Here is a 22,829-nt window from a genome sequence, read left to right as displayed (position 1 = left end):
CCTGATTAGAGATTGGGTCGAATAGGTCGGCTTTCAGGGCCGGGCTTAACGCTTGGGTCGACGGATGCCCATGACCAAACGGATGATCTTGCCGCCGCCCCTGATGATCCAAGGCGGGAGCGGCAACGTCTTGAGCAGGCTGACGATGATGTCGCGACGCTCCTGCTCCGGGAGCGCGGCGATCGCCGCCGCGGTGATCGGCATGCCGGCCGGCGCCGCCTCGGCCAGGGCCTTGACGGTCGGCGTGGTGTAGCGGCCCAGCACGGCCACGGCCTTGCCGGCCTCGTAGGGCTGCTGGCCGATCGAACGCAGACGCTCGTAAAGCTTGAGATCCGCCGAGCACAGCGGGGCGTCAACGACGGCCGGCTTGGCGAACTTTTCTTGCAGGTAGGCCTGCATGCCCGACCAGGCCATGAACTGGAACGCGCCGCTGGCCTTGATCAGGGCCTTACGCCGGAACATGAAGTTGGCCAGGGTGAGCAGCGGAACCGGCCGCTTGCCCACGGGGCGGGCATAGTCGGCGTATTCGGAGCCCTCGAACAGGCGCTGGGCCGGGTCGTAGTGGCGAATGACCACGCCCGTGCGGACCGCGTCCGCGTCGCCTTCGGCCAGGGCTTGCGTGAGCCGCAGGCCATAGTCGGCGAACACCCGCTCGTGGCCCAGGAAGACGCTCACATAGTCGCCCTCGAGGCCTTCGAGGACCTCGGCGAGCACGAAGCCGATGGCGTTGGGGCTGTCGCCGATAGCCATCGGCGCCGACACCAGTTCGATCGCGCCTTCAGGCAGGAAATCGAAGGCGCGGGGGCCGGCCGGCGAGGCGCGCGTGACCAGGGTGACCTTGGTGCGCACGCCCTTCAGCGCGACCAGATCCGTCAGCAGGTCCTGCGGCAGCGGCGCGTTTTCGTCGAGCGCCAGCACGACGGCGTCGAGCGTCGGCGTCGTCTCGACGCTGAGCGCGGCGATCTTCTCGGCCTTGGCGTCGCGAGCCGTCTTGTAGGCGGCGAAGGCGCCGAGCAGCTGCCGATGCAGCGCGTAGAACTCGACGAACTTGTTCTGCAGCGCCGAGGCCTTGGCGAAGGCCGCCTCGGGATTGGCGTTGAAGTCGGCCAGCGCGGACGCCAGGAAGCCCGCGTCCAGCTGGCCGTCGGCGGCGAGCGGAACCTCGACCACCTCGTCCTTGAAGTAGCGCGACACGAACGGGTTCTGGTCGGCGAACACCAGGGCGCCGGCGGCGGCGCCTTCGAACAGGCGGTTGGACATGATGCCCGAGCGGATGTGCGCCTGGGACGAGAAGGCCAGCACCGCGCCGCTGCGGCTCAGCTCCTCGATCAGGGTCTTGCCGTCGAAGGGCACGGAATACTTGTAGCCCTTGAAGCCTTCCCAGACCCGCACGCCGCGGACTTCCTCGGGGCCGAAGATGTCGAGCACGCCGCGCTCGTCGAGCCGGGTGAGGAGCGCGTCGAACCGTCCCTTCGACTTGGAAAGCCGTTCCCAGTTGATGCCGCAGTAGGCGAACCGGCGATCGTCGCGCAGCCGCGCCGGCACGATCGGCCCCGACAGCGTGTGATTGACCTGCACGAAGGGCGTGCCCTCGTAGCTGTCGCCCAGCTCGCCCCGCATCATCCGCTCGACAGCCGGCGATCCGCACACGAAGTAGCCGTCGTGGCTCAACTGATTGTCGAGATAGGGACTCAGCCCCCACTCGACGTAGAAATCGACAGGATTCCACAGCGCGCCCCACGAGAAGCAATCGTAGGTCTTCGCTGTTTCATAATGAAGAGAGATGACGAAATCGACGTCATCTTGTGCAATCTTCCTGCGCGGACCATTCAGTATAAAGCCCAAGCGGTCAACTTCGACGACATCGACGCCGATAAGGCTACAGGCTGCGCGAAATCTCTCTATGCTTTCGTGTTCAGCGGCAGCTTGATCAGGCCACAACCTGATGATCGCGACCTTCTTCTTGAATTGACCAATGCGATCAAGCTCTTCGGCCATAGAAACGGGCCAATGGGCCACGCCTCGAACATCCGAATACCCTTGAACAGCCATCCCGAGATCTCCACCGAACTTCCGTCCGCCGCCTCTCCGGTCGCGACGGAGGCTTTCGTCCGCTAACATAGCGGCGCATTCGCGCAAACACCTATCGACGCCAAAGTCGCAAAGATTGGTCGAGAACGTGAAAGTGGCGTGAAACCTCGGAAACGACGCTTGATTGCGCTATCGACGGTCTGGTAGGACCCGGCCTGATTTGCCAACCGGTCCGATAGGGGCGTGCGCTTATGAAGGCTATCATTCTGGCAGGTGGCTTGGGGTCTCGCCTCGGCGAGGAGACCGACACCAAGCCAAAGCCAATGGTGAGCGTGGGTGAGCGCCCTATTCTTTGGCACATCATGAAGATCTATAGCCAACACGGCATCAACGACTTTATCGTCTGCCTCGGCTACAAGGGTTATGTAATCAAAGAGTTCTTCGCGAACTACTTTCTGCATACCTCGGACGTGACCTTCGACGTCGCCAAGAACAGCATGGAAGTGCACCGCAACGCGGCCGAGCCGTGGCGGGTGACCCTGATCGAAACCGGCGCAGAGTCGATGACCGGCGGCCGCCTGAAGCGCGTCCGCGAACACGTCGCCGACGAAGAGGCCTTCTGCCTCACCTACGGCGACGGCGTGGCCGACATCGACGTCACCGCCCTGGTCGACTTCCACCGCAAGCACGGCAAGCTGGCCACCCTGACGGGCGTGCGCCCGCCCGGCCGCTTCGGCGCCCTGACGCTCGACGGCACGACGGTCGAGTCCTTCGAGGAAAAGCCGGTCGGCGACGGCGCCTGGATCAATGGCGGCTTCTTCGTGCTGTCGCCCAAGGTCATCGACTACGTCGACGGCGACGACACTGTCTGGGAACAGGGCCCGATGCGCGGCTTGGCCGCGGAGCGCCAGCTGGAGACCTTCTTCCACGACGGCTTCTGGCAGTGCATGGACACCCTGCGCGACCGCCGCACCCTCGAAGACCTGTGGGCGTCCGGAAAGGCGCCGTGGAAATCGTGGTAGAAACCTACGAGAACGCGTCGTTCTGGCAGGGTAAACGCGTCTTCCTGACGGGCCACACCGGCTTCAAGGGTTCCTGGCTCAGCCTGATGCTGCAGCGCCGCGGCGCCCTGGTGCATGGCTTCGCCCTGCCGCCGCTGGAAGGCTCCCAGCTGTTCGCGGCGGTCGAGAACGCCGGCGCCCTGCAGTCGTCGACCATCGGCGACATCCGCGACCAGGCCGCCCTCGAGGCCGCGCTCAAGCGCAGCGAGGCTGACGTGGTGCTGCACCTGGCCGCCCAGCCGCTGGTGCGCCTGTCCTACGCCGACCCGGTCGGCACCTACGCCACCAACGTCATGGGCACCGTCCACCTGCTCGACGCGACCCGTCGCCAGGAGACGGTCCAGGCCACCGTCGTGGTCACCAGCGACAAGTGCTACGAGAACCGCGAGTGGTTCTGGGGCTATCGCGAAGACGAGGCGATGGGGGGCTACGACCCCTACAGCAACAGCAAGGGCTGCTCGGAGCTGGTCGCCAGCGCCTTCCGCCGCTCGTACTTCGGGCCCAAGTCGCGCAACAACGTCGGCTCGGGCCGGGCTGGCAACGTGATCGGCGGCGGCGACTGGTCGGCCGACCGCCTGCTGCCGGACCTGATCCGCAACTGCCTCGACGGCGCCCCGACACCGATCCGCAACCCGGTGGCCGTGCGTCCCTGGCAGCACGTCCTCGAACCGCTGTCGGGCTATCTGCGCCTGGCCGAGGAACTGGCCGGCGACAAGGGCGAGACCTTCGCCAACGGCTGGAACTTCGGTCCCGACGCCAGCTCCGAGCGGACGGTCAAGGACGTGGTGGAAGCCACCTGCCTGGCCTGGGGCGACGGCGCCCGCTGGGCGGTCGACGCCGGCGAGCATCCGCACGAGGCTGGGTACCTGAAGCTCGACTCGTCCAAGGCCCGCCGCCTGCTGAATTGGGCGCCGACCTGGGACTTCGACCAGACGATCGCCAAGACCGTCGAGTGGTATAAGGCCGAAGCCCGCGGAGACGACCTCGTCGCGGTGTCGCAACGCCAGATTTCGGAATATTTCGCCGCCATCGCGGCGCGCTAGGAACTTACTTGATGGCCGACGCCCCCAAATCCGCCGAAGAGCTCCGCAAGCAGATCCTCGAGCTGACCGCCGAGTACGCGCGCGTCGCGCATGCGCCCAAGCCCTTCGTGGCCGGCGAGTCGGCCGTGGCCGTGGCCGGCAAGGTCTATGACCACACCGACATGGTGTCGCTGGTCGATTCCTCGCTGGACTTCTGGCTGACCACCGGCCGCTTCAACACCGCCTTCGAGGCCAAGCTCAGCAAGTTCCTGGGTATCCGCCGCGGCGTGCAGACGGTGAACTCGGGCTCGTCGGCCAACCTGGTGGCCCTGACGGGCCTGACCTCGCACATGCACGGCGAGCGGGCGCTGAAGCCGGGCGACGAGGTCATCACCTGCGCCACCGGCTTCCCGACCACGGTCAATCCCAGCCTGCAGAACGGCCTGGTGCCGGTGTTCCTCGACATCGACATCCCGACCTACAACATGGACATGAGCAAGCTCGAGGAAGCGATCTCGCCCAAGACCAAGGCCATCATGCTGGCCCACACCCTGGGCAATCCCTTCGACCTCGACGCGGTCATGAAGGTGGCCGAAAAGCACAACCTGTGGGTCGTCGAGGACTGCTGCGACGCCCTGGGCGCCACCTACAACGGCAAGCTTGTCGGCACCTTCGGCGACGTCGGCACCGTCAGCTTCTACCCCGCCCACCACATCACCATGGGTGAAGGCGGCGCGGTGTTCACCTCGGATCCGGCCGTGCGCCGGGCGATGGAAGCCGTCCGCGACTGGGGCCGCGACTGCTGGTGCGAACCGGGCATGGACAACACCTGCAAGCGCCGCTTCGACTGGCAGCTGGGCGACCTGCCCTACGGCTACGACCACAAGTACACCTACTCGCACCTGGGCTATAACCTGAAGATCACCGACATGCAGGCGGCGGTCGGTCTGGCCCAGATGGATCACCTCGAAGACTTCATCAAGGCGCGCCGCGACAACTTCGACTACCTGAAGGCCGGCCTGAAGCAGTTCGAGGAATTCCTCATCCTGCCGGAAGCCACCCCCAACAGCGACCCGTCGTGGTTCGGCTTCCTGCTGACCGTGCGCAAGGGCGCGCCGTTCACCCGTGACGAGCTGGTCAAGCACCTCAACAGCGTCAAGGTGGCCACCCGCCTGCTGTTCGGCGGCAACCTGATCCGCCAGCCCTACATGAAGGACCGCGAGTACCGCGTGGTCGGCGACCTGACCAACGCCAACATCATCGTCGACGACACCTTCTGGATCGGCGTCTATCCGGGCCTGACCACCGGCCACCTCGACTACATGATCGACCAGATCGGCAGCCTCATCCGGCAGAAGGCCTAAGGCCGATGGGCCGCGGCGTTCTCGTCACCGGGACCTCCGGCTTCCTAGGCGCGCACGTCTGCGGCGCCCTGGCCGCCGCCGGGTGGCGAGTTCACGCCGCAGCACGCTCAACCAGCGTGCTGGACCGTCTGCAGGCGCTCTGCCCGAGCGCCTCGCCGATCGACCTCGATTTCGGCAGCGACCGCGACGCCCTCCGGAAGGTGATCGGCGATCTGGACGTCCAGGCCGTCGTCCACTGCGCCGCCTACGGCGTGGACTATCGCCAAAACGACACCGCCGAGGCCCTGGCCTTCAACGTCGGCTTCACCGCCCGGCTGGTGGAGGCTTCGGCCGCCGCCGGGCTGGGACAGTTCGTTCATATCGGCACCAGCAACGAATACGGTCTGGCCGACGGCCCGATCGACGAGAAGACGCCGCTCAATCCGGTCGGCGCCTACGGTTCGAGCAAGGCCGCCGGCATGATCGTAGCGCGCGAGCGCGCCAAGGCCCTGGGCCAACGATTCGTCGCCGCGCGGGTCTTCGGCATGTATGGTCCGCTCGAGGGCAGCCATAAGTTCGTGCCGCAGGTGATGGCGGCGGCGCGCGACGGCGTGGCGCTCGACCTGACCGCCGGCGAACAGATCCGCGACTACACCTATGTCGGCGACGTCGCCGAGGCCTGCGTGGCCATGGCCGACGGCGCAGGCGAGGACGGCCTCGTCGTCAACCTCGCCTCGGGCCGGCCCGTGACGCTGCGGGCGCTGGGCGATGCCGCGGCCAACGCCATGGGCGGCCAGGGCGTGCTGAACTGGGGCGCCAAGCCCTATCGTCCGGGCGAACCGATGTCCGTCGTGGGCGTGGCGGACCTCGCGCGCAAGACTCTCGGCTGGAGCGCCAAAACGTCCCTGGCGGACGGCATGGCGCTCACCGCACAGTACGAACCCTCTCGGAGTGCACGTCTATGAAGATTCTGGTCAACGGCGGGTGCGGCTTCCTGGGAAGCAACCTCGCGTCCAAGGCCATTCAGGACGGCCATCAGGTCTGGGTGTTCGACAACCTCTCGCGCACGGGTTCGACCGAGAACCTGCAGTGGCTCAAGCAATTTGGCCCCTTCGAGTTCGTGCACGGCGACACCCGCAGCGCCGAGGACCTCGTGAACGTCGTCTCGCGCGTGCGCCCCGACGCCGTCTTCCACCTGGCCGGCCAAGTGGCCATGACGACGTCGATCGATCGTCCCCGCAAGGACTTCGAGATCAACACCGTCGGCACCTTCAACCTGCTTGAAGCCGTCCGCCAGCACGCGCCCGAAGCGATCGTGATCTACTCCTCGACCAACAAGGTCTACGGCGATCTCGAATGGACGCCCTACGAGGAGCGGGCCACCCGCTATCACCCGACCGAGCTGCCGCTGGGCTTCGACGAGACCGCGCCCCTCGAGTTCCACTCGCCCTACGGCGCCTCGAAGGGGGCCGCCGACCAGTACATGCTCGACTACCACCGGATCTTCGGGATCCGCACGGTCGTCTTCCGCCACTCGTCGATGTACGGCGGCCGCCAGTTCGCCACGACCGACCAGGGCTGGGTCGGCTGGTTCTGCCAGAAGGCCGTCGAGCAGGCCGGATCGTCGAACGTCCCGCCGTTCACCATCGCCGGCAACGGCAAGCAGGTCCGCGACGTGCTCCACGCCGAGGACATGAAGACCCTGTACTTCGCGGCGATCGCCAACATCGACAAGGCGCAGGGTCAGGCCTTCAACATCGGCGGCGGCATGGACAACAGCCTTTCGCTGCTCGAACTGTTCGCGCTGCTGGAGGAATATGTCGGCGTGCCGCTGCGCTACGAGCAGACGCCGTCCCGTCCGAGCGACCAGCGCGTGTTCGTCGCCAACATCGCCAAGGCGCAGGCCCTCCTGGGATGGAAGCCGGCCGTCAGCGCGCGTGACGGCATCGGGCGCATGGTGGAGTGGACCCGCACCTTCGCCCTCGGCTGAGGCGGTCCCGCCATGATCGCCATGGACCTGAAGCGGCGCGCGAACACGGCGGTAAGCAGCCTCCGCTCGATCCGGCTGAGCGATCTGCGTCGCCTCTACGGCGATCGCCGACCGCCGCTGGAAGCGCTCGCGGCCGCGCTCAACGAGCCTCGGCCCGACCGGGAGCTCGTCGAGTCCCTGAAGGCGAGTTCGATGGACGGCCAGGCCGCCCAAGCCCTTGCCGCGGCGATCATGGAGAGCGGCGCGCCGACGCGGGCGGGTCTTGAGGTTCTGCTGCACGCGGTCGTCGAGGCCAACCCCGGGCACCCCGCCAGGACGGTTTCGGCGGCGGCCTCCAAGGCCGTGTTCCTGGCCAACGACATCCATCCGATCGGCGATCTCCACCGCGTGAACGTCCGGCTGGCCGCGAACGCGGTGGAACGGGGCGATCATGTCCTGCTGATCGACCGCCGCCTGCCGATCCACGTCTGGATTCTGGCGCGCGTCGAAAGCTGGCGGCCGGAACACGGCGACCTGAAGCTGGCGATCGAGGCCTCCAGACACGGTTCCGAGCAGGCCCGGTTTCTCGTCCGCCCCTCGCTGGCCGTCGTCGTCTCTCCGCTCGAGGCCGACGCCCTGCGCAAGGCCGCCCTCAAGAGCGCGCTCCTCGGCGCGGCCGCCGCGCTCATCAATACGCCCGTCAACAAACTCAAGCGCGCTCACAGTAGACGCGCCGCGCCGCGCGAAGGCCAGAAACCCGCATGACAGCTCGAAACCCGTCCAAGCCGGCCACGATATTCTCCAGAAGCCTGCGTCGCCCCACGACCCTGGCGGATCTGCGTCGCGTCGTCGGCGAGGCGGCGAAGGACTTGCCGCTGCTGACTGCTCACTATTCCGAAACGCTCGACGGCGACATGGCGCGCGCCATCATCGACGGCGTGGGCGACAACGGCCGCGCCTGGTTCGGCGAACGGATCGGACAGCTGAGACCTAAGGCCGCGGCCACGCTGCTCTCCCTGTACGCTCGCAAGCATGACCTGCGCCATCCGTTCCGCTGGGACGCCAAGACGACTTTCGCCGTCACCCTGGCCAATGACATGCGCCAGACCGAAGACGGCCGCCTGCGCCTGGCCACGTCCCCCGGCCACGGCTTCGCCGCCGGCATGACCGCCGCCCTGGTGTCTCTCGACGCGCCCTTGGACATCTGGCGGCTGTGCGTCGTGGAGACAGCCGGACCGCGGCTGGTGACCTTCAAGATCCTGGTCGAACACAAGCAGCCGCCGTCCGACCGGCATCTGGAGCCGTCCGCCCTGGCGGTGGCCTGGAAGGGCGATCCCGAACGCCAGATCAAGAACCTGAAGCTGTCGGTGGACGACAAGCCCGAAAGCCTGCTGAAGGAGACCGCCTTCGACAAGGGCTTCGACCGCAAGAGCGCCTGGAAGACCCATACCGATCCCGCCAACGCCGCGATCGAGGCCAAGCCCGGTGAGGTGCTGCGGGTCTCGACCAAGATCGAGCGCCCCTTCGTCGCGGCCTTCCATCAGGTCGTGGACCGCTACCGCGCCATCGGCGGCTTCCAGTACGGCGCGCAGTTCCGCAGCCTGCACGCCACGGCCAACGTCGCCGTGCGGCTCGTGGCGCTCACGCCCCAGGGCGAGGTCGTGCTGGACGCCTACAACTTCAATCTGCCGCCGTCAGATGCCTGGCTGCCCATCCGCCGCACGCTGCATCACGACTACGCCGGCAAGGTCCGTTTCGAAATGGGCATCCTCAACCTGCAGGCGGGCGGGGTGGTCGAGATCACCGCGCCCTTCCTCGAAACACGCGCGGCCGCGACGCGCAGAAACCCTGCACAGGGGGAGTGACGTGGATATTTCTGAGATCATTTCGGGCTTCCGCGGCCTGGACGCCCCCGAGGCCGACGCCCTGTTCCAGCAGAAGCTGTCGTCGTTCGAACTGGCCTACAAACTGGCCAAGCCGGCCGACAAGTCGCTCGACCAGTTCCTGGCCGGCGTGCCGACCGGCCTGCTCAGCGGCTACGTCGTCAACGACAGCCTGGACGGCTACTTCAACGTACTGTTCGCCAGCGCCCTGAACGGCCGCCGCGACGCGGACACGTTCCTGGCCGCCGTCGTGCACGCGACCGTCCTTCAGCTGACCTATCAGGGCCGCCATCGTCCGTTCCCCGAAGCCTACGTCCTGGGCGCGGGCGGCGACGTCGAGATCGGCGAAATCGGCCTGCTGAACACCAAGAACGTACCGGCCTATCGCCTGGACGGCGACACCGGCGCCATGGCCGACGATCGCCAGGCGCTGGCGCTGAACACCTCGGAATTCATCACCGCCCCGGCGGTCGAGGTGCCCGGGCGCCTGAGCCACAGCGGGCAGCCCGTGGGCTGCGTCGCCTTCCTCGACGTCGGCGCCCGCACCGAAGCCGACGAGGCGATGGCCCGCGACCTCCTGGCCCTGTCGCCGGCGACGACGGCCGAGACCTTCTATCTCTTCGCGGGCCAGGCTGGCGCCGTCGCCCGCCTTCACGAGCGGCTCGGCGAGATCAATCCCGACGCCCGTCGCATGACGCGTTTCTACTGGCACGGCGACGGTCCGGCCGCAGAGTTCCGCGGCGTCGTGGTCGCGACCGGCTACGCCGGCGGGCTCGAGCTCAGCGACTGGCACGACGACCGCCAGGTGCAGCATCGCATCCGCGCGCTCGCCGAGATCACCGGCGAGGCCGGGCGCGACGACGTGAAGGAAATCCTGGTGCGGGCCCACGACCGGGTGGACCTGCGTCCGCCGACGGTGATCAGCTCCAGCGCTGCTCTGCCCGAAGAGCAGGCGTCGAAGATCTCGGACATGATCGATGTCCGCCACGTGATCCTGAGCGCCAAGGGCGGGCGCGTCATCCGCAGCCGCGACAGCTTCCACTCGACCTACGTCATCGCCACCGGCGAGGACGAGATCGTCAAGGAATACCAGGAGCCGGGGGGCTTCGAGGCCTCGCCCTACTTAGACCGGAGCGCGCCGGGCGTCTCGCCGCCGCGTCCGCGCCGGCCGACGCGGGAGGTCCAGGGCAAGGCCCTGCTCCTGACCTTCCACCCCATCGTCCACACCTTCCACTCGCACTTCCTGTTGCAGTGCTTCCCGCGCATCCAGTTGATGAAGCACCTGGGCGTCACGGACTACTGCGTGCTCGCGCCCCACGATCTGAAGAAATACCAGATCGAGATGCTCAACATCTGCGGCGTCGACAGCTCGCGCATCGTGCTGATGCATCCGGACTACGACTACGTCGCCGAGGAACTGCTGGTCCCCAAGCTGTTCCCGGCGGTGTTCACGCCGCTGTACGCCGAAGTCTATGCGGAGATGATCGCGAAGGTCTGCCCCGAGCCGATCACGCCGTTCCGCCGCATCATCATCTCGCGCGAGGCCCGTACGACCTGGCGCAACATGCTGAACTTCGACGTCATCGCCCAGGTGCTGATCGACGAGCACGATTTCGAGCTGGTCTCGCCCGACAAGCTTTCGATCGAGGATGAGATCCGCCTCTTCCGCGAGTCCAAGATCGTGCTGGGGGCCGAAGGCGCGGGCCTCTACAACTGCTGCTTCATGAGCCCCGACAGCCATGTCGTCTGCCTGGCCGACCAGGACTACGTCATGTACATCGTGGCCAGCATGGCCCAGATCCGCGGCTTCGACGTCTCGTACGTCTTCGGCGAAAGCTTCATGGCCGACAGCGACCGCAGCCGCCGCGCCGGCCACGCCAACTTCATCGTCGATCCACGACGCGTCAGCGCCGCCGTGCAGGAGATCATCGACGGCATCGGCGGCTGATCCCCGCCGGTCCGGAAACGAAAACGCCGCCGACATCCAGGATGTCGGCGGCGTCCTCGTTTTCAGACCCCGGAGGGTGCTCAGAGCTTGCTGAAATATTCCTTGGGGTCGCCGAAGTAGACCACCCGACCGGCGTGCAGCACGCAGAGCTTGTTGCAGACGCGGGTCAGCAGGTCGTGGCTGTGCGAAGCCAGCACCAGCATCCGCGAGCGCGACACGAAGTTCTCCATGCGCTGCTGGGCCTTCTCCATGAAGGAGGCGTCGCCCGCGCCCAGCCACTCGTCCAGGATCAGGATGTCCGGGTCGAAGCAGGTGCCGGTGGCGAACAGCAGGCGCATCGTCATGCCGGCCGAATAGGTGCGGACCGGCAGGTTGATGAACGGGCCGAGGTCGGCGAATTCGGCGATCTCGTCGATCTTGGCCTTGATCTCGCGACCGTTGAAGCCGCGATAGCGGCCCATGATCTTGATGTTCTCGACGCCGGTCGCGTCGGGATCCATGCCGTGGCCCATCTCGATCATCGACGAGACCCGGCCGTGGGCGACGACCTCGCCGTGGGTCGGCTCGTAGATGCCGGCCAGGACCTTCAGCAGCGTCGTCTTGCCCGAACCGTTGTGGCCATAAAGGCCGAGGCGGTCGCCCTCGAAGAGGTCGAAGCTGACGCCGTCCAGGGCCTGGATGTGGACCACGTTGCCGGCGTCGCGCAGCACGCGGCCGCCGGTGGCGAGGTTCAGCACGGTGTTCCGCAGCGAACTCGCCTGGATCGTGTAGACGGGATAGGTCAGCCGAACGCCGCGGGCGCTGAGAAGAACCTTGGGAGCGACCATGGTCGAAGTGTCTCGCATTATACCCAGAGCGCGATGCGTTTGCGGAACATGGCCAGCGACACGACGGCCGCCACCACGGCGAGTAGGTCGATAAGCAGGGCGACCGTGAAAATGTTCCAGGGCACGTAGATGCCGAGGAGCGGATTGCGCACGGTCTCCAGCAGATAATAGAAGGGGTTGTACTTGTAGATGAAGCTGCGGGCGTCGTGGATCGACTTGGTCGTCCAGATCACCGGCGTCAGATAGAAGACGATGGTCCACACATAGGGGACCAGCAGCCGGACGTCCTTGAAGCGGGCGCCGATCACGCCGAGCACCACGCTGCTCGCGGCCACGAACACCGAGACCAGGAACAGGCCCAGGATCACCTGCGGATTGACCAGCAGGTTGTGGCTGAAGATCAGCTTCACCGCCGCGAAGACCAGCAGGTTGTGCCCGAACACGATCAGGCTGCGGGCCGCCAGGCGGAAGATGTGGAAGCTGAACGGAAGCGGGTAGGCCTTGATGGTGCTCGCCGCCTGCAAGTAGACGTCGCCGCCCTCGGTGAAAGGCACGCCGATGAACGTGAAGACGACCAGGCCGGCCACCACGAACGGCAAGAACTCGGTCAGCGGCACATGGAAGATGGTCGAAAAGACCAATGCCAGCGCAGCGGCAGTCGTCAACATGCCTGCCGAGATCCAAAGCGGGCCAAATAGAGATCTACGGTACCTGGAAACTACATCCTGATACGCCAAGAACCCCCAGGTCTTATATAATTTCAGACCTTTTTGGATATCGCTGCCGGCATCACTAAACCCGCGAATAAGGGAATTGCTTTGGCTCATCAGTTCACCGGCCGTAACTTTGCGGTTGTATAGGTGACGCGCAGAGCCCGCGCAATGGCTTTCACCCCCTGCGAGGCGAGGTGACAACACCTGCACCGCCCGCTATGTCGCCTCGCCGCTGTAACTTCGGAAGGCCAGCCATGCCGAACTCCATGAGGGTCCTCTTCTACGAAGACCCGGTTACCGATCAGGCGGCATTTCTGTGGCGTTCTCCGCATATTCACAAAGATTCTGCGTGGTTGCTCGCCCTGCGCGAAGCCGGATGCGACGCGCGCATGCTGGTGCACGATCGCTTTGCGCAGATCGCGCTCGACTGCGCCGTCCCTGAACAGGCCCTGTTCACCGTCGCCGAGGACGCTCTCCTCGATCGGCTCCGCGACCCGCAGCTGGACATCAACACCCTGTTCCAGCGCCGCTTCGACGCCCTCGCCGCCGCGGAGACCACGGCGGGAGACGACCCCGAACTGGCCCTGGCCCTGGAGACCCGCGACGCGCTGGCCGACGCCCTGCGCCCTTGCCTGGCGGACTTTACCCCAGACGTCATCGTCACCTGGGCGCCCGCCCCGCACCTGCGTCTGCTGTTTCCCGGCGCCCTGATCCTGCACAAGGAGACCTCGGTCTTCTCGCGGGCGCCCTTCCCGCTCACCTACTATCTCGATCCGCGAGGCTTCCATCGCTGGTCGGCCATGGCCCAGGCGGCCGAGCCGGCCCGCACCACGGCCCCGGAGACGCTCGCCGCGCTGCATCGGCTGCGCGGAGGCCTGGCCAGCGCCTTCGACGCCCTGGACAACACCGTCGAGACCGCCGCGCGCCTGAAGGCCGACGGCCGCCCCGTGTTGCTGGTCGCCGGGCACACGAACGGGGTCTTTTTCTACGACGCCGCCTGCCGCTTCCGCTCCCAGGCCCACGCCCTGCTCGAGGTGCTGGAGAACACGCCCGCGGACTTCACGATCACCACCACCGAACATCCCGACTGTCGCAAGTTCACCCAGGCCGAACGGGACTTCTTCGAACGCCGCCACGCCAACTTCGTCTCGGCGCCCGGCCTGTCGTCCCTTCCCGGCGCCGGCCAGAACATCATCCGCCATGTCGACCGCGTGGCGACCGTCAGCTCCAGCGTGGGCCTGCAGGCCCTGTTCTGGGGCAAGCCGCTGCATGCGCTGGGCGCCAGCCACCTCAACCGCTTCGCGGCGGCCCAGGGCGTGCGCGATCCCGCCGCCTTCGAGGACCAGAACGCCTTCGACGACGGCAACGCCGCCTGGCTGGCCTTCCACTACAGCTATCCCGACAAGCTGGCCGCCTCGCCCGGCTGGCTGGCGCAGGTCCTGAGGCGCAAGCTCGATCACTGGCTCGCCCATGGCCTGGCCGGATATTTCGACGCGCCGCTCGCCGCGCCGGACGCCCTGACCGACGCCATGCTGCAGGAAACCGCCGCCGCCCTGGCGACGCACTGGGGACCGGCCGTCGGCACGCCTGGCCGCACCGCGCTCGACATCGACCGTATCGCCTATTTCGGCGACGGCTGGAGCGGCGCGGCCCCCAGCCAGTTCGGGGCCTATCGCTGGACGACCTCGGAGACGGCGCAACTGCGCATTCCGCTCTCGCCCGGCCAGGACCACGAGATCAGCATCGAGGTCGGCACCCACGCCGGCTGCGAGGGCCAGGGCGCGCGACTGCGCCTGGGCGACCGCGTGATAGCCGAGGCCGAGGTGACCACCGCCGGCCCCAGCACGCTGACCGCGACGATCCCCGCCGCCGACGCCGCCCCGATCACGACGTTGCACCTGGACTCGCGCCTGCTCGACGCTCCCGCGCCAGGCGGGCCGCGCCTTGGCCTGATCACGGCGAAGATCAAGGTCGTCGCCCGCCGGCGCCCCCGCGCGCCGCAAAGCGCGCCGCGTCACTCGATCGTCATCCCGACGCTGAACGGCGAAGAGCCGCTGCGCACGACGCTTCCCTACATGCTCGAGGTCTGCGGCGACGACGTCGAGATCATCGTCAGCGACAACCACTCCGACGACGGAACCTGGGCGTTCCTTCAGAGCCTCGACGCGTCGAACCTCAAGCTGGTGCGGCCGCCGGCCCGCCTGGACTACGGGCGCAACGCCGAGTTCGGCTACCAGCATGCCCGGGGCGAATGGCTCAGCCACTTCGGCGACGACGACCAGACCACGATCTCGCGCTTCGAGACGATCGAGGCCGTCGCCGACAACAGTCGCGCCGAGATGATCATCGGCAGCCGGCTGCGCTACTACTGGCCTTCGTTCCCGAGCGAGGCCCTGGCCAATTCGATCGACCCGACCAGTTTCGGCGACACCGTCCTGCTGGCCGACGGCCCGACGATCGGACGCCGGATGATCCACTCGGCCAACGTGCGCCACACCCCGGCCATCGTCATCAAGCGCGACCTGGTCGAGCGCGTCCGGCGGGAAATGTCCGGCGTGTTCATGGTCCAGCGCCTGGGCGAATACGTGACCTATCGCGTCGCCGCCGGCCTCGCCCGCGAGGTCGCCTGCGTCAACCGCCCGATCGCCGTCATCGGTCGCCACACCAAGAGCATCGGCACCTCGATGCACCATGACTCCAACGCCGGCGCGAGCTACGGCACCGATCCCGAGCGCGAGATCGGCTCGTCGCACGGTCCGGCCGGCTTCGACTTCCTGGGCCAGCAGCCGTTCTCGCTGGAGGCGACGCTGATCGCCGCGGAGGTCCTGGCGCCGCACATCGGGCCGATCGAGATCGACTACGTCGTCTGGCGCCAGCGGATGCTGGCCGAGCTGAATTCCAAGGTCGCCCGGGGCGTGATCCCGCAGGCCGTGGCCGCGGAGATCGCCGCGCGCGGCGAACAGGCGCTGGCCGGGGCGATCGCCCGCCAGGACGGAACCCGCCAGCCGTTCGGCGCGCCCCAGGCCCTGGGTCCGCGCTGGGGGTGGGAGACTTCGCTACGGGGAGAGGCCGCCGGCTTCGCCTCGATCAACGAGGTCGCGACATGGCTCGAGAACCGCCACTTCGCGGCCCAGTCCCTGGCCGCCCTGCGCTACGCCAGGCTCGAGGACGCGCAGGTCGAATGGATCGACGGGTGAGCGTCGGAAACGACGCTCACCCGACCGTCTAGAGGCTTCAGGCCGCGGCGGCGGCCACGGCTTCGGCGGTGATGCCGAACTCCTTGTAGAGGCGCTCGAACGGGGCCGAGGCGCCGAAGCCCGTCATGCCGACGAACTTGCCGTCCTCGCCGATGAAGCGTTCCCAGCCCTGGCGGATGCCGGCCTCGACGGCCACGCGCACCGGAGCGTCGCCGATCGTCGCCTTGCGGTAGGCCGCCGGCTGCTGGTCGAACAGCTCCCAGCAGGGAACCGAGACCACGCGGGTCGGCTTGCCCTGACCTTGCAGGATCTCGCGGGCGGCGACGGCCAGGCCGACCTCGGTGCCGGTGGCGAAGATCGTCACGGCCGCTTCGCCGTCGGCGGCCAGCAGTTCGTAGGCGCCCTTGGCGACCTGGTTCTCACCAGCCGACGTGCGCACGTGCGGGGTCTTCTGGCGCGACAGGCACATCACCGACGGGGTGGTGTTCTGCTGCAGGGCCACCTGCCAGGCCTCGGCGGCCTCCACGGCGTCGGCCGGACGGAAGACCAGGAGGTTGGGGATGGCTCGCAGGGACGCCACCTGCTCGACCGGCTGGTGGGTCGGGCCGTCTTCGCCCAGGCCGATGGAGTCGTGGGTCATCACGTGGATGACCTTGGCCTGCATCAGGGCGCCCAGGCGGATCGCCGCGCGGCTGTAGTCGGCGAAGGCCAGGAAGGTGCCCGAATAGGGGATCACGCCGCCGTGCAGGGCCATGCCGTTCATGGCCGCGGCCATGCCGAACTCGCGCACGCCGTAATGGACGTAGCGGCCGGCGTAGTCGGGCGTGTCATAGGCGCCCATGCCCTTGACCAGGGTGTTGTTCGAACCGGTCAGGTCGGCCGAGCCGCCGATCATTTCCGGGATGGCCGGGATCAGCTGGTCCAGGGCCGAGCCCGAGTGGACGCGGGTGGCGTTGACCGGCTTGTTCTCGACGGCGGCGGCGATGTGGGCCTCGAGCTTCTCGAAGGCGTTCGCCGGCAGTTGGCCCTTCACGGCGCGGGTCAGTTCCGCGCCCTTGTCCGAGGCGGCGACGGCGGCTTCCCAGGCCTTGCGGACGCGGGCGCCGCGGCGGCCGACGCTCTTCCAGGCCTTGGCGATGTCGTCCGGCACGGTGAACGGCGCGGCGTCCCAGCCCATGGCGGCGCGGGCGGCGACGATCTCGCTGTCGAACAGGGTGTAGCCGTGGCTGTGGGGGTCGCCTTCCTTCGGACCGGCGCCCTTCGAGATCAGCGTCTTGCACGCGATCATGGTCGGACGGTCCTGCTTGGTCGCCCAGCGCAGGGCGGCGGCGATCTTGCCGTGGTCGTGGCCGTCGACGACCTTCACGGCCCAGCCGGCGGCCTTGAAGCGGGCGACCTGGTCGCCGGTCTCGGAGATGGTGGCCACGCCGTCGATGGTGGTGTTGTTGTCGTCGAACAGGACGGTCAGCTTCGACAGCTTCAGGCGGCCGGCCAGGCTGATGGCCTCATGGCTGACGCCCTCCATCAGGCAGCCGTCGCCGGCGATCACCCAGGTGCGGTGATCGACGAGATCCTTGCCGAAACGGGCGGCGAGGTGGGCTTCGGCCATCGCCATGCCGACCGAGGTGGCCAGACCCTGGCCCAGCGGGCCGGTGGTGGTCTCGACGCCCGGGGTGTGGTGCACCTCGGGGTGGCCCGGGGTCAGCGAGCCCCACTGACGGAAGTTCTCGATCTCCTTCATCGTCACGGCCTTGTAGCCGGTCAGGTGAAGCAGGGAGTAGAGCAGCATCGAGCCGTGGCCGGCCGACAGCACGAAGCGATCGCGGTCGGCCCAGTCGGGCTTGCTTGCGTCGAACTTCAGGAACTTGCTGAACAGCACGGTGGCCACGTCGGCCATGCCCATCGGCATACCCTGGTGACCCGACTTGGCCTTGTGCACGGCCTCCATCGAAAGGACGCGGATGGCGTCGGCCATCTTGATCGGCGAGACGGGCATGGGGCTCTGGCTCTTCGGCTTTATATGTCTGTGGACGGCGGGGGGCGCCTGCGCGGCCCGCACGTGACATGCGAGGCCGCCAGGGTCAAGCAACCCGGGCGCAACGCCCGAAAGCTGCGGCCGCTATGCAACGGCCGGCGGAACGGCTATAGCAGGGTTCAGACTTATGCTCATTTTCAGCATAACCTCGAAAGGTCGGCCTCTTGGGTAGCCCGTCGTTCTTCTCGCCCTATCGCCACGGCTTCGTTCGCGTGGCCGCGGCCGTCCCCAAGGTGAAGCTGGCCGATCCGGCCGCGAACGCGCAAAGCGTGCTCGACCTCGTCCGCCAGGCCCACGACCAGGGCGTGGCGGTCATCGCCTTCCCGGAACTGGGCCTCTCCGGCTATTCCATCGACGACCTGCTGCAGCAGGACGTGCTGCTGGACGCCGTCGAGGCGGCGATCGCCACCCTGGCCGAAGAGAGCAAGACCCTCGCCCCGCTGTTCGTGGTCGGCGCGCCGCTGCGCGACGCGGGCCGGCTCTACAACACCGCCGTCGCCATCCAGGGCGGGCGGGTGCTGGCAATCGTTCCCAAGAGCTTCCTGCCCAACTACCGCGAGTTCTACGAGCGCCGCTGGTTCACGCCCGGCGCCGGAGTGACGGGCAAGAGCCTGCGCCTGGCCGGCCAGGACGTTCCGTTCGGGACCGACGTCCTCCTGCGGACCGGCGGCGAGAGCCCGTTCACGGTGGGTATCGAGATCTGCGAGGACGTCTGGACGCCCAATCCGCCCAGCACCGCCCAGGCCCTGGCCGGGGCCGAGATCCTGCTGAACCTGTCGGCCAGCAACATCACCATCGGCAAGTCGGAGGCCCGCCGCCTGCTGTGCGCCAGCCAGTCGGCCCGGGCGATCGCGGCCTATGTCTATTCGGCGGCCGGGGCGGGCGAGAGCTCGACCGACGTCGCCTGGGACGGCCACCTCGACATCCACGAGATGGGCGCCCTGCTGGCCGAAACCGAACGCTTCGCCACCGGCCCGACCTGGACCTTCGCTGACGTCGACGTCGAGCGCATCCGCCAGGAGCGCATGCGGGTGGGCAGCTTCGGCGACGCCATGGCCCTGGCCCCGCCCAAGGTTCCGTTCCGGGTGATCCCGTTCGACTTCGCGCCGCCGGCCGGCGATCTAGCCCTGGCGCAGGCGGTAGAGCGCTTCCCGTTCACGCCGTCGGATCCCGCCAAGCTGCGCGAGAACTGCTACGAGGCCTACAACATCCAGGTCCAGGGCCTGGCCCGCCGCATCGAGGCGACGGGGTCGAAGAGCCTGGTGATCGGCATCTCGGGCGGCCTCGACTCCACCCACGCCCTGATCGTCGCCGCCAAGGCCATGGACCAGCTGGGCCGGCCGCGCTCGGACATCCGCGCCTACACCCTGCCCGGCTTCGCCACCTCCGACCGCACCAAGAGCAACGCTTGGGCGCTGATGCGGGCCATGGGCGTCACCGCCGAGGAGATCGACATCCGCCCGGCGGCCCGGCAGATGCTGGCCGACATGGACCACCCCTTCGCGAAAGGGGAAGCTGTCTACGACGTGACCTTCGAGAACGTGCAGGCGGGCCTGCGCACCGACTACCTGTTCCGCCTGGCCAACCACCACAAGGGCATGGTGGTGGGCACCGGCGACCTGTCGGAGCTGGCCCTGGGCTGGTGCACCTACGGCGTCGGCGACCAGATGAGCCACTACAACCCCAACAGCGGGGTGCCCAAGACGCTGATCCAGCATCTGATCCGCTTTGTCTCGCACTCCGGCGACGTTGATGCGGCGACCACCGCCCTGCTCGACGACATCCTGGCCACCGAGATCTCGCCGGAGCTGGTGCCGGGCGAGGCGGTGCAGGCCACCGAGAGCTTCGTCGGCCCCTACGCCCTGCAGGACTTCAATCTCTACTACATGACCCGCTACGGCATGGCCCCGTCCAAGATCGCCTTCCTGGCCTGGAGCGCCTGGCATGACGCCGACAAGGGCGCCTGGCCGGTCGGCCTGCCGGAAGCCGCGCGGCGCGCCTACGATCTGGAGGAAATCAAGAAATGGCTGGAGCTCTTCCTGCGCCGGTTCTTCAACAACCAGTTCAAGCGCTCGGCCCTGCCCAACGGCCCGAAGATCTCGTCGGGCGGCGCGCTTTCGCCCAGGGGCGACTGGCGGATGCCGTCGGACGCTTCGGCTGACGCCTGGCTGACCGAATTGCGCGCTAAAACGCCTGTATAGAGTTTCTCGCGCCGCCCCTGGTTAACGACCGGCAAACGCGGTGGACCGACTGAGGATTGTCATATAGTCCGCGCAATGTATCCGCGTGGAAGTTCGGGGGAATCCTTGGTCGACGCCATCTATCCGGTAATTCTCTGCGGCGGATCGGGCACGCGGCTTTGGCCCTCTTCACGCGCGGACCGGCCCAAGCAGTTCCTGAAACTGATCGGTGAACGCTCCAGCTTCCAGGAAACCATCCTGCGGGTGATCAACCTGCCGGGCGCGCGCGAGATCGTCGTCGTCACCGGTCGTCACATGGCCGAACTGGTCGAGCGCCAGGGCCGCGAGGTCGGGGCCGACCTGGTGGTGATCATCGAGCCGGAAGCCCGGGACTCCGCGCCGGCCATCGCGGCGGCGGCGGCCTATGTCCGGGCCCAGTCGCCCGACGGCGTCGTGCTGATGCTGGCCGCCGACCACCACATCGCCGAGGTCGAGGTGTTCCGCGACGCGGCCATGACCGCCATCTCGGCGGCCAAGACCGGCCTGATCGTCACCTTCGGCGTGCAACCGACCGGCCCGGCGACCGGCTTCGGCTACATCAAGCCCGGCGCGGCCCTGCCCAGCGGCGTCAAGGCCATCGACGCCTTCGTCGAGAAGCCCGACCTGGCGACGGCCAAGCGCTATGTCGAAGAAGGTTACTACTGGAACAGCGGCAACTTCGCCTTCTCCGCCAAGACCCTGCTGGAAGAACTCGACGCCTACGAGCCGACCATCAGCAGCGGCGCGATCGGCGCCGTCGAAAAGGGCGCGCGCGAGGGCATCACCCTCTATCTCGACCCCGAAGCCTTCGCCACCACCACCAAGAAGTCGCTCGACTACGCGGTGATGGAGCGCACGACCAAGGCCGCGGTCGCCCCGGCCGCCTTCACCTGGTCGGACCTCGGGGCCTGGGATGCGATCTGGGAGGCCTCGATCCGCGACGCCTCGGGCAACACCGCCACGGGCGACGTGCACCTGATCGACACCAAGGGCGTGTTCGTCCGCTCGAACGGCCCGTTCGTGGGCGCCATCGGCGTTCAGGACCTGCTGATCGTCGCCGAGAGCGACGCGGTGCTGGTCTGCCGGCGCGACGACGCCCAGGCGGTCAAGACCCTGGTCGACGTGCTGAAGGCCAGCGGACGCGACATCGCCCACCGCCACGCCGTCGCCTTCTCGGGCGGCGTCGAGCGCCAGCCGGTCACCCGCTCGCCCAAGGCCGAGGTCGTGCTGTGGCGCTTCGAGGCCGGGGTCACGGCCAGCCTGCCGGCCAGTTCGATCCAGGTGCTGGGCGGCGTGCTTCAGGCCGAGAACGACAGCTTCGCCGTCGGCGCCCGCGCCGACCTGCACTCGCCGACCCTGGTCAAGGCCGGCGAGGCCGCCACCGTGCTCGTCACGACATGGCTGTGACCACGCGGTCCAGCTCCAGGATCGCGCAGACGATGTGATAGAACGAGCTGGCCGGCGCCGGCTCGTCCACGAAGGTCCCGTCGGCCTGCAGCTTGTCGCGCCACAGCCCCGGCACGGCGACGTCGAAATACTTCAGCAGCGCCTCGGCGCCGTCGGCGGCGGTCTCCAGATAGGCGACGTCGCCGGTCGTCTGGGCGGCCAGCACCCCGGCCTTGATCCACTCGGTCTGGGCCCACAGACGGGCGACGGCGTCGTGCACGCTCATGTCGTCCAGCAGGGCGAAGATCGCCACGCCGCGGGCCGGATCGACGCCCGGACCCTTGCCGATCTCGATCAGCCGGAAGGCCGCGGCCTTGGCGTCCTCGCGGCCCGCCAGCGCGCCCCAGCGCAGCAGCAGCCAGGCCCACTCGAACTGGTGGCCGGGCTCGACGATGCGGCCGGCCACGCCGTCGGCGGGGTTCCAGTCGCCGTCATAATATTCGCGCAGGCCGCCGCTCTTGGGGTCGATGAACTTCGAGAGCGCCAGTTCGGCGATCTCGTCGGCCAGGGCGCGCCAGCCCGCATCGCCCCCGGCCTCGACCCAGGCCAGGCAGGCCTCGAACATGTGCATGTGCGGGTTGGACAGCAGCGGCAGGGTGCGCGGAACGCTTTCCTCGAAGCCGGCGATCGGGTGCTTCAGCGTCGTGCGCAGCGCCTCGCGCAGTTCGACGGCGATGCGCGGCAGGTCCTCGCGCTCGGGCAGGGCCTGGCTGGCCATGGCCAGGCCGAACAGGCCGAAGGCCTGATCGTAGAGGTCGACCTTGTCGTCCAGCGGCGCGCCGTCCGAGGCCACCAGGGTGCGGAAGAAGCCGTCGGGACGGCGATAGCGCGCCAGGTAGAACTCCAGGCCGTGCGCCAGGGCCTCGCGCCACGGGCCGTCCCAGCCCAGCACGCCGGCGGCGGCGTAGGAATAGATCTGGCGGGGCTGCACGCGGGCGCGGCGCGGGGCCTCGACCGGCGTCCCGTCCAGGGCGATCTTCTCGAAGAACCCGCCCTTCTCATGGTCCGCCCCGACGCTCCACCACAGAGGAAAGGCGTCGTTCAGCGCCCAGGCCTTGAGCTGATCGCGAAGGCGGACGATGCGGGCCGGAACGGTCATGCGGTTCTCCAATGGGGTCGAGGGTTTTCTAGCGGC

The 22,829-nt window shown here is 67.8% G+C and carries 17 protein-coding genes; 12 read left to right on the top strand and 5 right to left on the bottom strand.

Annotation, left to right across the window (positions count from 1 at the left end; genetic code table 11):
• Positions 1-45: 45 nt before the first annotated feature.
• Entirely contained in the window at positions 46-1,671 is a 1,626-nt protein-coding gene (locus AC1RRS_RS05175) for a glycosyltransferase family protein (protein ID WP_492854214.1), read from the bottom strand.
• Between AC1RRS_RS05175 and AC1RRS_RS05170 the strand changes: the two genes are divergently transcribed.
• From AC1RRS_RS05170 to AC1RRS_RS05130, 9 genes are all read left to right on the top strand, one after another.
• Positions 1,663-2,118 (top strand): hypothetical protein, encoded by a 456-nt coding sequence (locus tag AC1RRS_RS05170; protein ID WP_492854213.1) that lies wholly within the window; start codon positions 1,663-1,665, stop codon positions 2,116-2,118. The two genes, AC1RRS_RS05175 and AC1RRS_RS05170, sit on opposite strands and share 9 nt — an antisense overlap.
• Positions 2,119-2,282: 164 nt before the next feature.
• Complete coding sequence (gene rfbF / locus AC1RRS_RS05165) at positions 2,283-3,053, top strand: glucose-1-phosphate cytidylyltransferase (RefSeq protein WP_492854212.1); 771 nt, start codon at positions 2,283-2,285, stop codon at positions 3,051-3,053.
• Positions 3,038-4,135 carry a CDP-glucose 4,6-dehydratase gene (rfbG, locus tag AC1RRS_RS05160; protein ID WP_492854211.1) on the top strand — a complete coding sequence of 366 codons (1,098 nt, stop codon included), beginning with the start codon at positions 3,038-3,040 and terminating at the stop codon, positions 4,133-4,135. Before rfbF ends, rfbG begins: the two co-directional genes overlap by 16 nt.
• Before the next feature lie 11 nt (positions 4,136-4,146).
• Positions 4,147-5,478, top strand: a complete 1,332-nt coding sequence (rfbH, locus tag AC1RRS_RS05155) for a lipopolysaccharide biosynthesis protein RfbH (protein WP_492854210.1) — start codon at positions 4,147-4,149, stop codon at positions 5,476-5,478.
• 5 nt (positions 5,479-5,483) lie between these two features.
• Positions 5,484-6,422: an NAD-dependent epimerase/dehydratase family protein gene (locus tag AC1RRS_RS05150; RefSeq protein WP_492854209.1), complete on the top strand. Its 939-nt coding sequence runs from the start codon at positions 5,484-5,486 to the stop codon at positions 6,420-6,422.
• On the top strand, positions 6,419-7,447 hold the full coding sequence (locus tag AC1RRS_RS05145; protein WP_492854208.1) for a GDP-mannose 4,6-dehydratase: 1,029 nt from the start codon (positions 6,419-6,421) through the stop codon (positions 7,445-7,447). The genes AC1RRS_RS05150 and AC1RRS_RS05145 overlap by 4 nt, the downstream gene beginning before the upstream one ends.
• 12 nt (positions 7,448-7,459) lie before the next feature.
• The gene (locus tag AC1RRS_RS05140) at positions 7,460-8,191 is read left to right on the top strand and encodes a hypothetical protein (protein WP_492854207.1); all 732 of its coding nucleotides are present in this window, start codon (positions 7,460-7,462) and stop codon (positions 8,189-8,191) included.
• Complete coding sequence (locus AC1RRS_RS05135) at positions 8,188-9,291, top strand: hypothetical protein (RefSeq protein WP_492854206.1); 1,104 nt, start codon at positions 8,188-8,190, stop codon at positions 9,289-9,291. Before AC1RRS_RS05140 ends, AC1RRS_RS05135 begins: the two co-directional genes overlap by 4 nt.
• A gap of 1 nt (position 9,292) precedes the next feature.
• Positions 9,293-11,257 carry a glycosyltransferase family 61 protein gene (locus AC1RRS_RS05130; protein WP_492854205.1) on the top strand — a complete coding sequence of 655 codons (1,965 nt, stop codon included), beginning with the start codon at positions 9,293-9,295 and terminating at the stop codon, positions 11,255-11,257.
• A gap of 80 nt (positions 11,258-11,337) precedes the next feature.
• Here AC1RRS_RS05130 and AC1RRS_RS05125 read toward each other — a convergent pair whose 3' ends face one another.
• Both AC1RRS_RS05125 and AC1RRS_RS05120 read right to left on the bottom strand, forming a co-directional pair.
• Positions 11,338-12,084, bottom strand: coding sequence for an ABC transporter ATP-binding protein (locus tag AC1RRS_RS05125; protein WP_492854204.1), 747 nt, complete (start codon positions 12,082-12,084; stop codon positions 11,338-11,340).
• Positions 12,085-12,101: 17 nt separating this feature from the next.
• Positions 12,102-12,911 carry an ABC transporter permease gene (locus AC1RRS_RS05120; protein WP_492854203.1) on the bottom strand — a complete coding sequence of 270 codons (810 nt, stop codon included), beginning with the start codon at positions 12,909-12,911 and terminating at the stop codon, positions 12,102-12,104.
• Positions 12,912-13,186: 275 nt separating this feature from the next.
• On the opposite strand from AC1RRS_RS05120, the gene AC1RRS_RS05115 reads away from it, so the two are divergent.
• Positions 13,187-15,994: a glycosyltransferase gene (locus AC1RRS_RS05115; RefSeq protein ID WP_492854202.1), complete on the top strand. Its 2,808-nt coding sequence runs from the start codon at positions 13,187-13,189 to the stop codon at positions 15,992-15,994.
• 37 nt (positions 15,995-16,031) lie between these two features.
• Here the strand turns inward: AC1RRS_RS05115 and tkt are convergent, their stop codons facing one another.
• Entirely contained in the window at positions 16,032-17,990 is a 1,959-nt protein-coding gene (gene tkt, locus AC1RRS_RS05110) for a transketolase (protein WP_492854201.1), read from the bottom strand.
• 203 nt (positions 17,991-18,193) lie between these two features.
• Here tkt and AC1RRS_RS05105 point away from each other — a divergent pair, with 203 nt between their 5' ends.
• Both AC1RRS_RS05105 and AC1RRS_RS05100 read left to right on the top strand, forming a co-directional pair.
• Complete coding sequence (locus tag AC1RRS_RS05105) at positions 18,194-20,230, top strand: NAD(+) synthase (protein ID WP_492854200.1); 2,037 nt, start codon at positions 18,194-18,196, stop codon at positions 20,228-20,230.
• A 105-nt stretch (positions 20,231-20,335) separates the two neighbouring features.
• Positions 20,336-21,655, top strand: a complete 1,320-nt coding sequence (locus tag AC1RRS_RS05100) for a mannose-1-phosphate guanylyltransferase/mannose-6-phosphate isomerase (protein WP_492854199.1) — start codon at positions 20,336-20,338, stop codon at positions 21,653-21,655.
• Here AC1RRS_RS05100 and AC1RRS_RS05095 read toward each other — a convergent pair.
• A complete protein-coding gene (locus tag AC1RRS_RS05095; protein WP_492854198.1) occupies positions 21,639-22,793 on the bottom strand; it encodes an AGE family epimerase/isomerase in 1,155 nt (384 codons plus the stop codon). The two genes, AC1RRS_RS05100 and AC1RRS_RS05095, sit on opposite strands and share 17 nt — an antisense overlap.
• Positions 22,794-22,829: the final 36 nt, after the last annotated feature.

The sequence above is a fragment of the Caulobacter sp. GW821-FHT12A07 genome, assembly GCF_058807655.1.
This window is presented reverse-complemented; position numbering and strand designations above follow the sequence as displayed.

Bases quoted from the DNA above. Each gene is read 5' to 3' on its own strand.
- AC1RRS_RS05115 (WP_492854202.1), top strand. From the start codon at position 13,187: ATGCTGGTGCACGATCGCTTTGCGCAGATCGCGCTCGACTGCGCCGTC.
- rfbF (WP_492854212.1), top strand. From the start codon at position 2,283: ATGAAGGCTATCATTCTGGCAGGTGGCTTGGGGTCTCGCCTCGGCGAG.
- AC1RRS_RS05145 (WP_492854208.1), top strand. From the start codon at position 6,419: ATGAAGATTCTGGTCAACGGCGGGTGCGGCTTCCTGGGAAGCAACCTC.
- AC1RRS_RS05150 (WP_492854209.1), top strand. From the start codon at position 5,484: ATGGGCCGCGGCGTTCTCGTCACCGGGACCTCCGGCTTCCTAGGCGCG.
- AC1RRS_RS05140 (WP_492854207.1), top strand. From the start codon at position 7,460: ATGATCGCCATGGACCTGAAGCGGCGCGCGAACACGGCGGTAAGCAGC.
- AC1RRS_RS05120 (WP_492854203.1), bottom strand. From the start codon at position 12,911: ATGAGCCAAAGCAATTCCCTTATTCGCGGGTTTAGTGATGCCGGCAGC.
- rfbH (WP_492854210.1), top strand. From the start codon at position 4,147: ATGGCCGACGCCCCCAAATCCGCCGAAGAGCTCCGCAAGCAGATCCTC.
- AC1RRS_RS05095 (WP_492854198.1), bottom strand. From the start codon at position 22,793: ATGACCGTTCCGGCCCGCATCGTCCGCCTTCGCGATCAGCTCAAGGCC.
- tkt (WP_492854201.1), bottom strand. From the start codon at position 17,990: ATGCCCGTCTCGCCGATCAAGATGGCCGACGCCATCCGCGTCCTTTCG.
- AC1RRS_RS05125 (WP_492854204.1), bottom strand. From the start codon at position 12,084: ATGGTCGCTCCCAAGGTTCTTCTCAGCGCCCGCGGCGTTCGGCTGACC.
- AC1RRS_RS05135 (WP_492854206.1), top strand. From the start codon at position 8,188: ATGACAGCTCGAAACCCGTCCAAGCCGGCCACGATATTCTCCAGAAGC.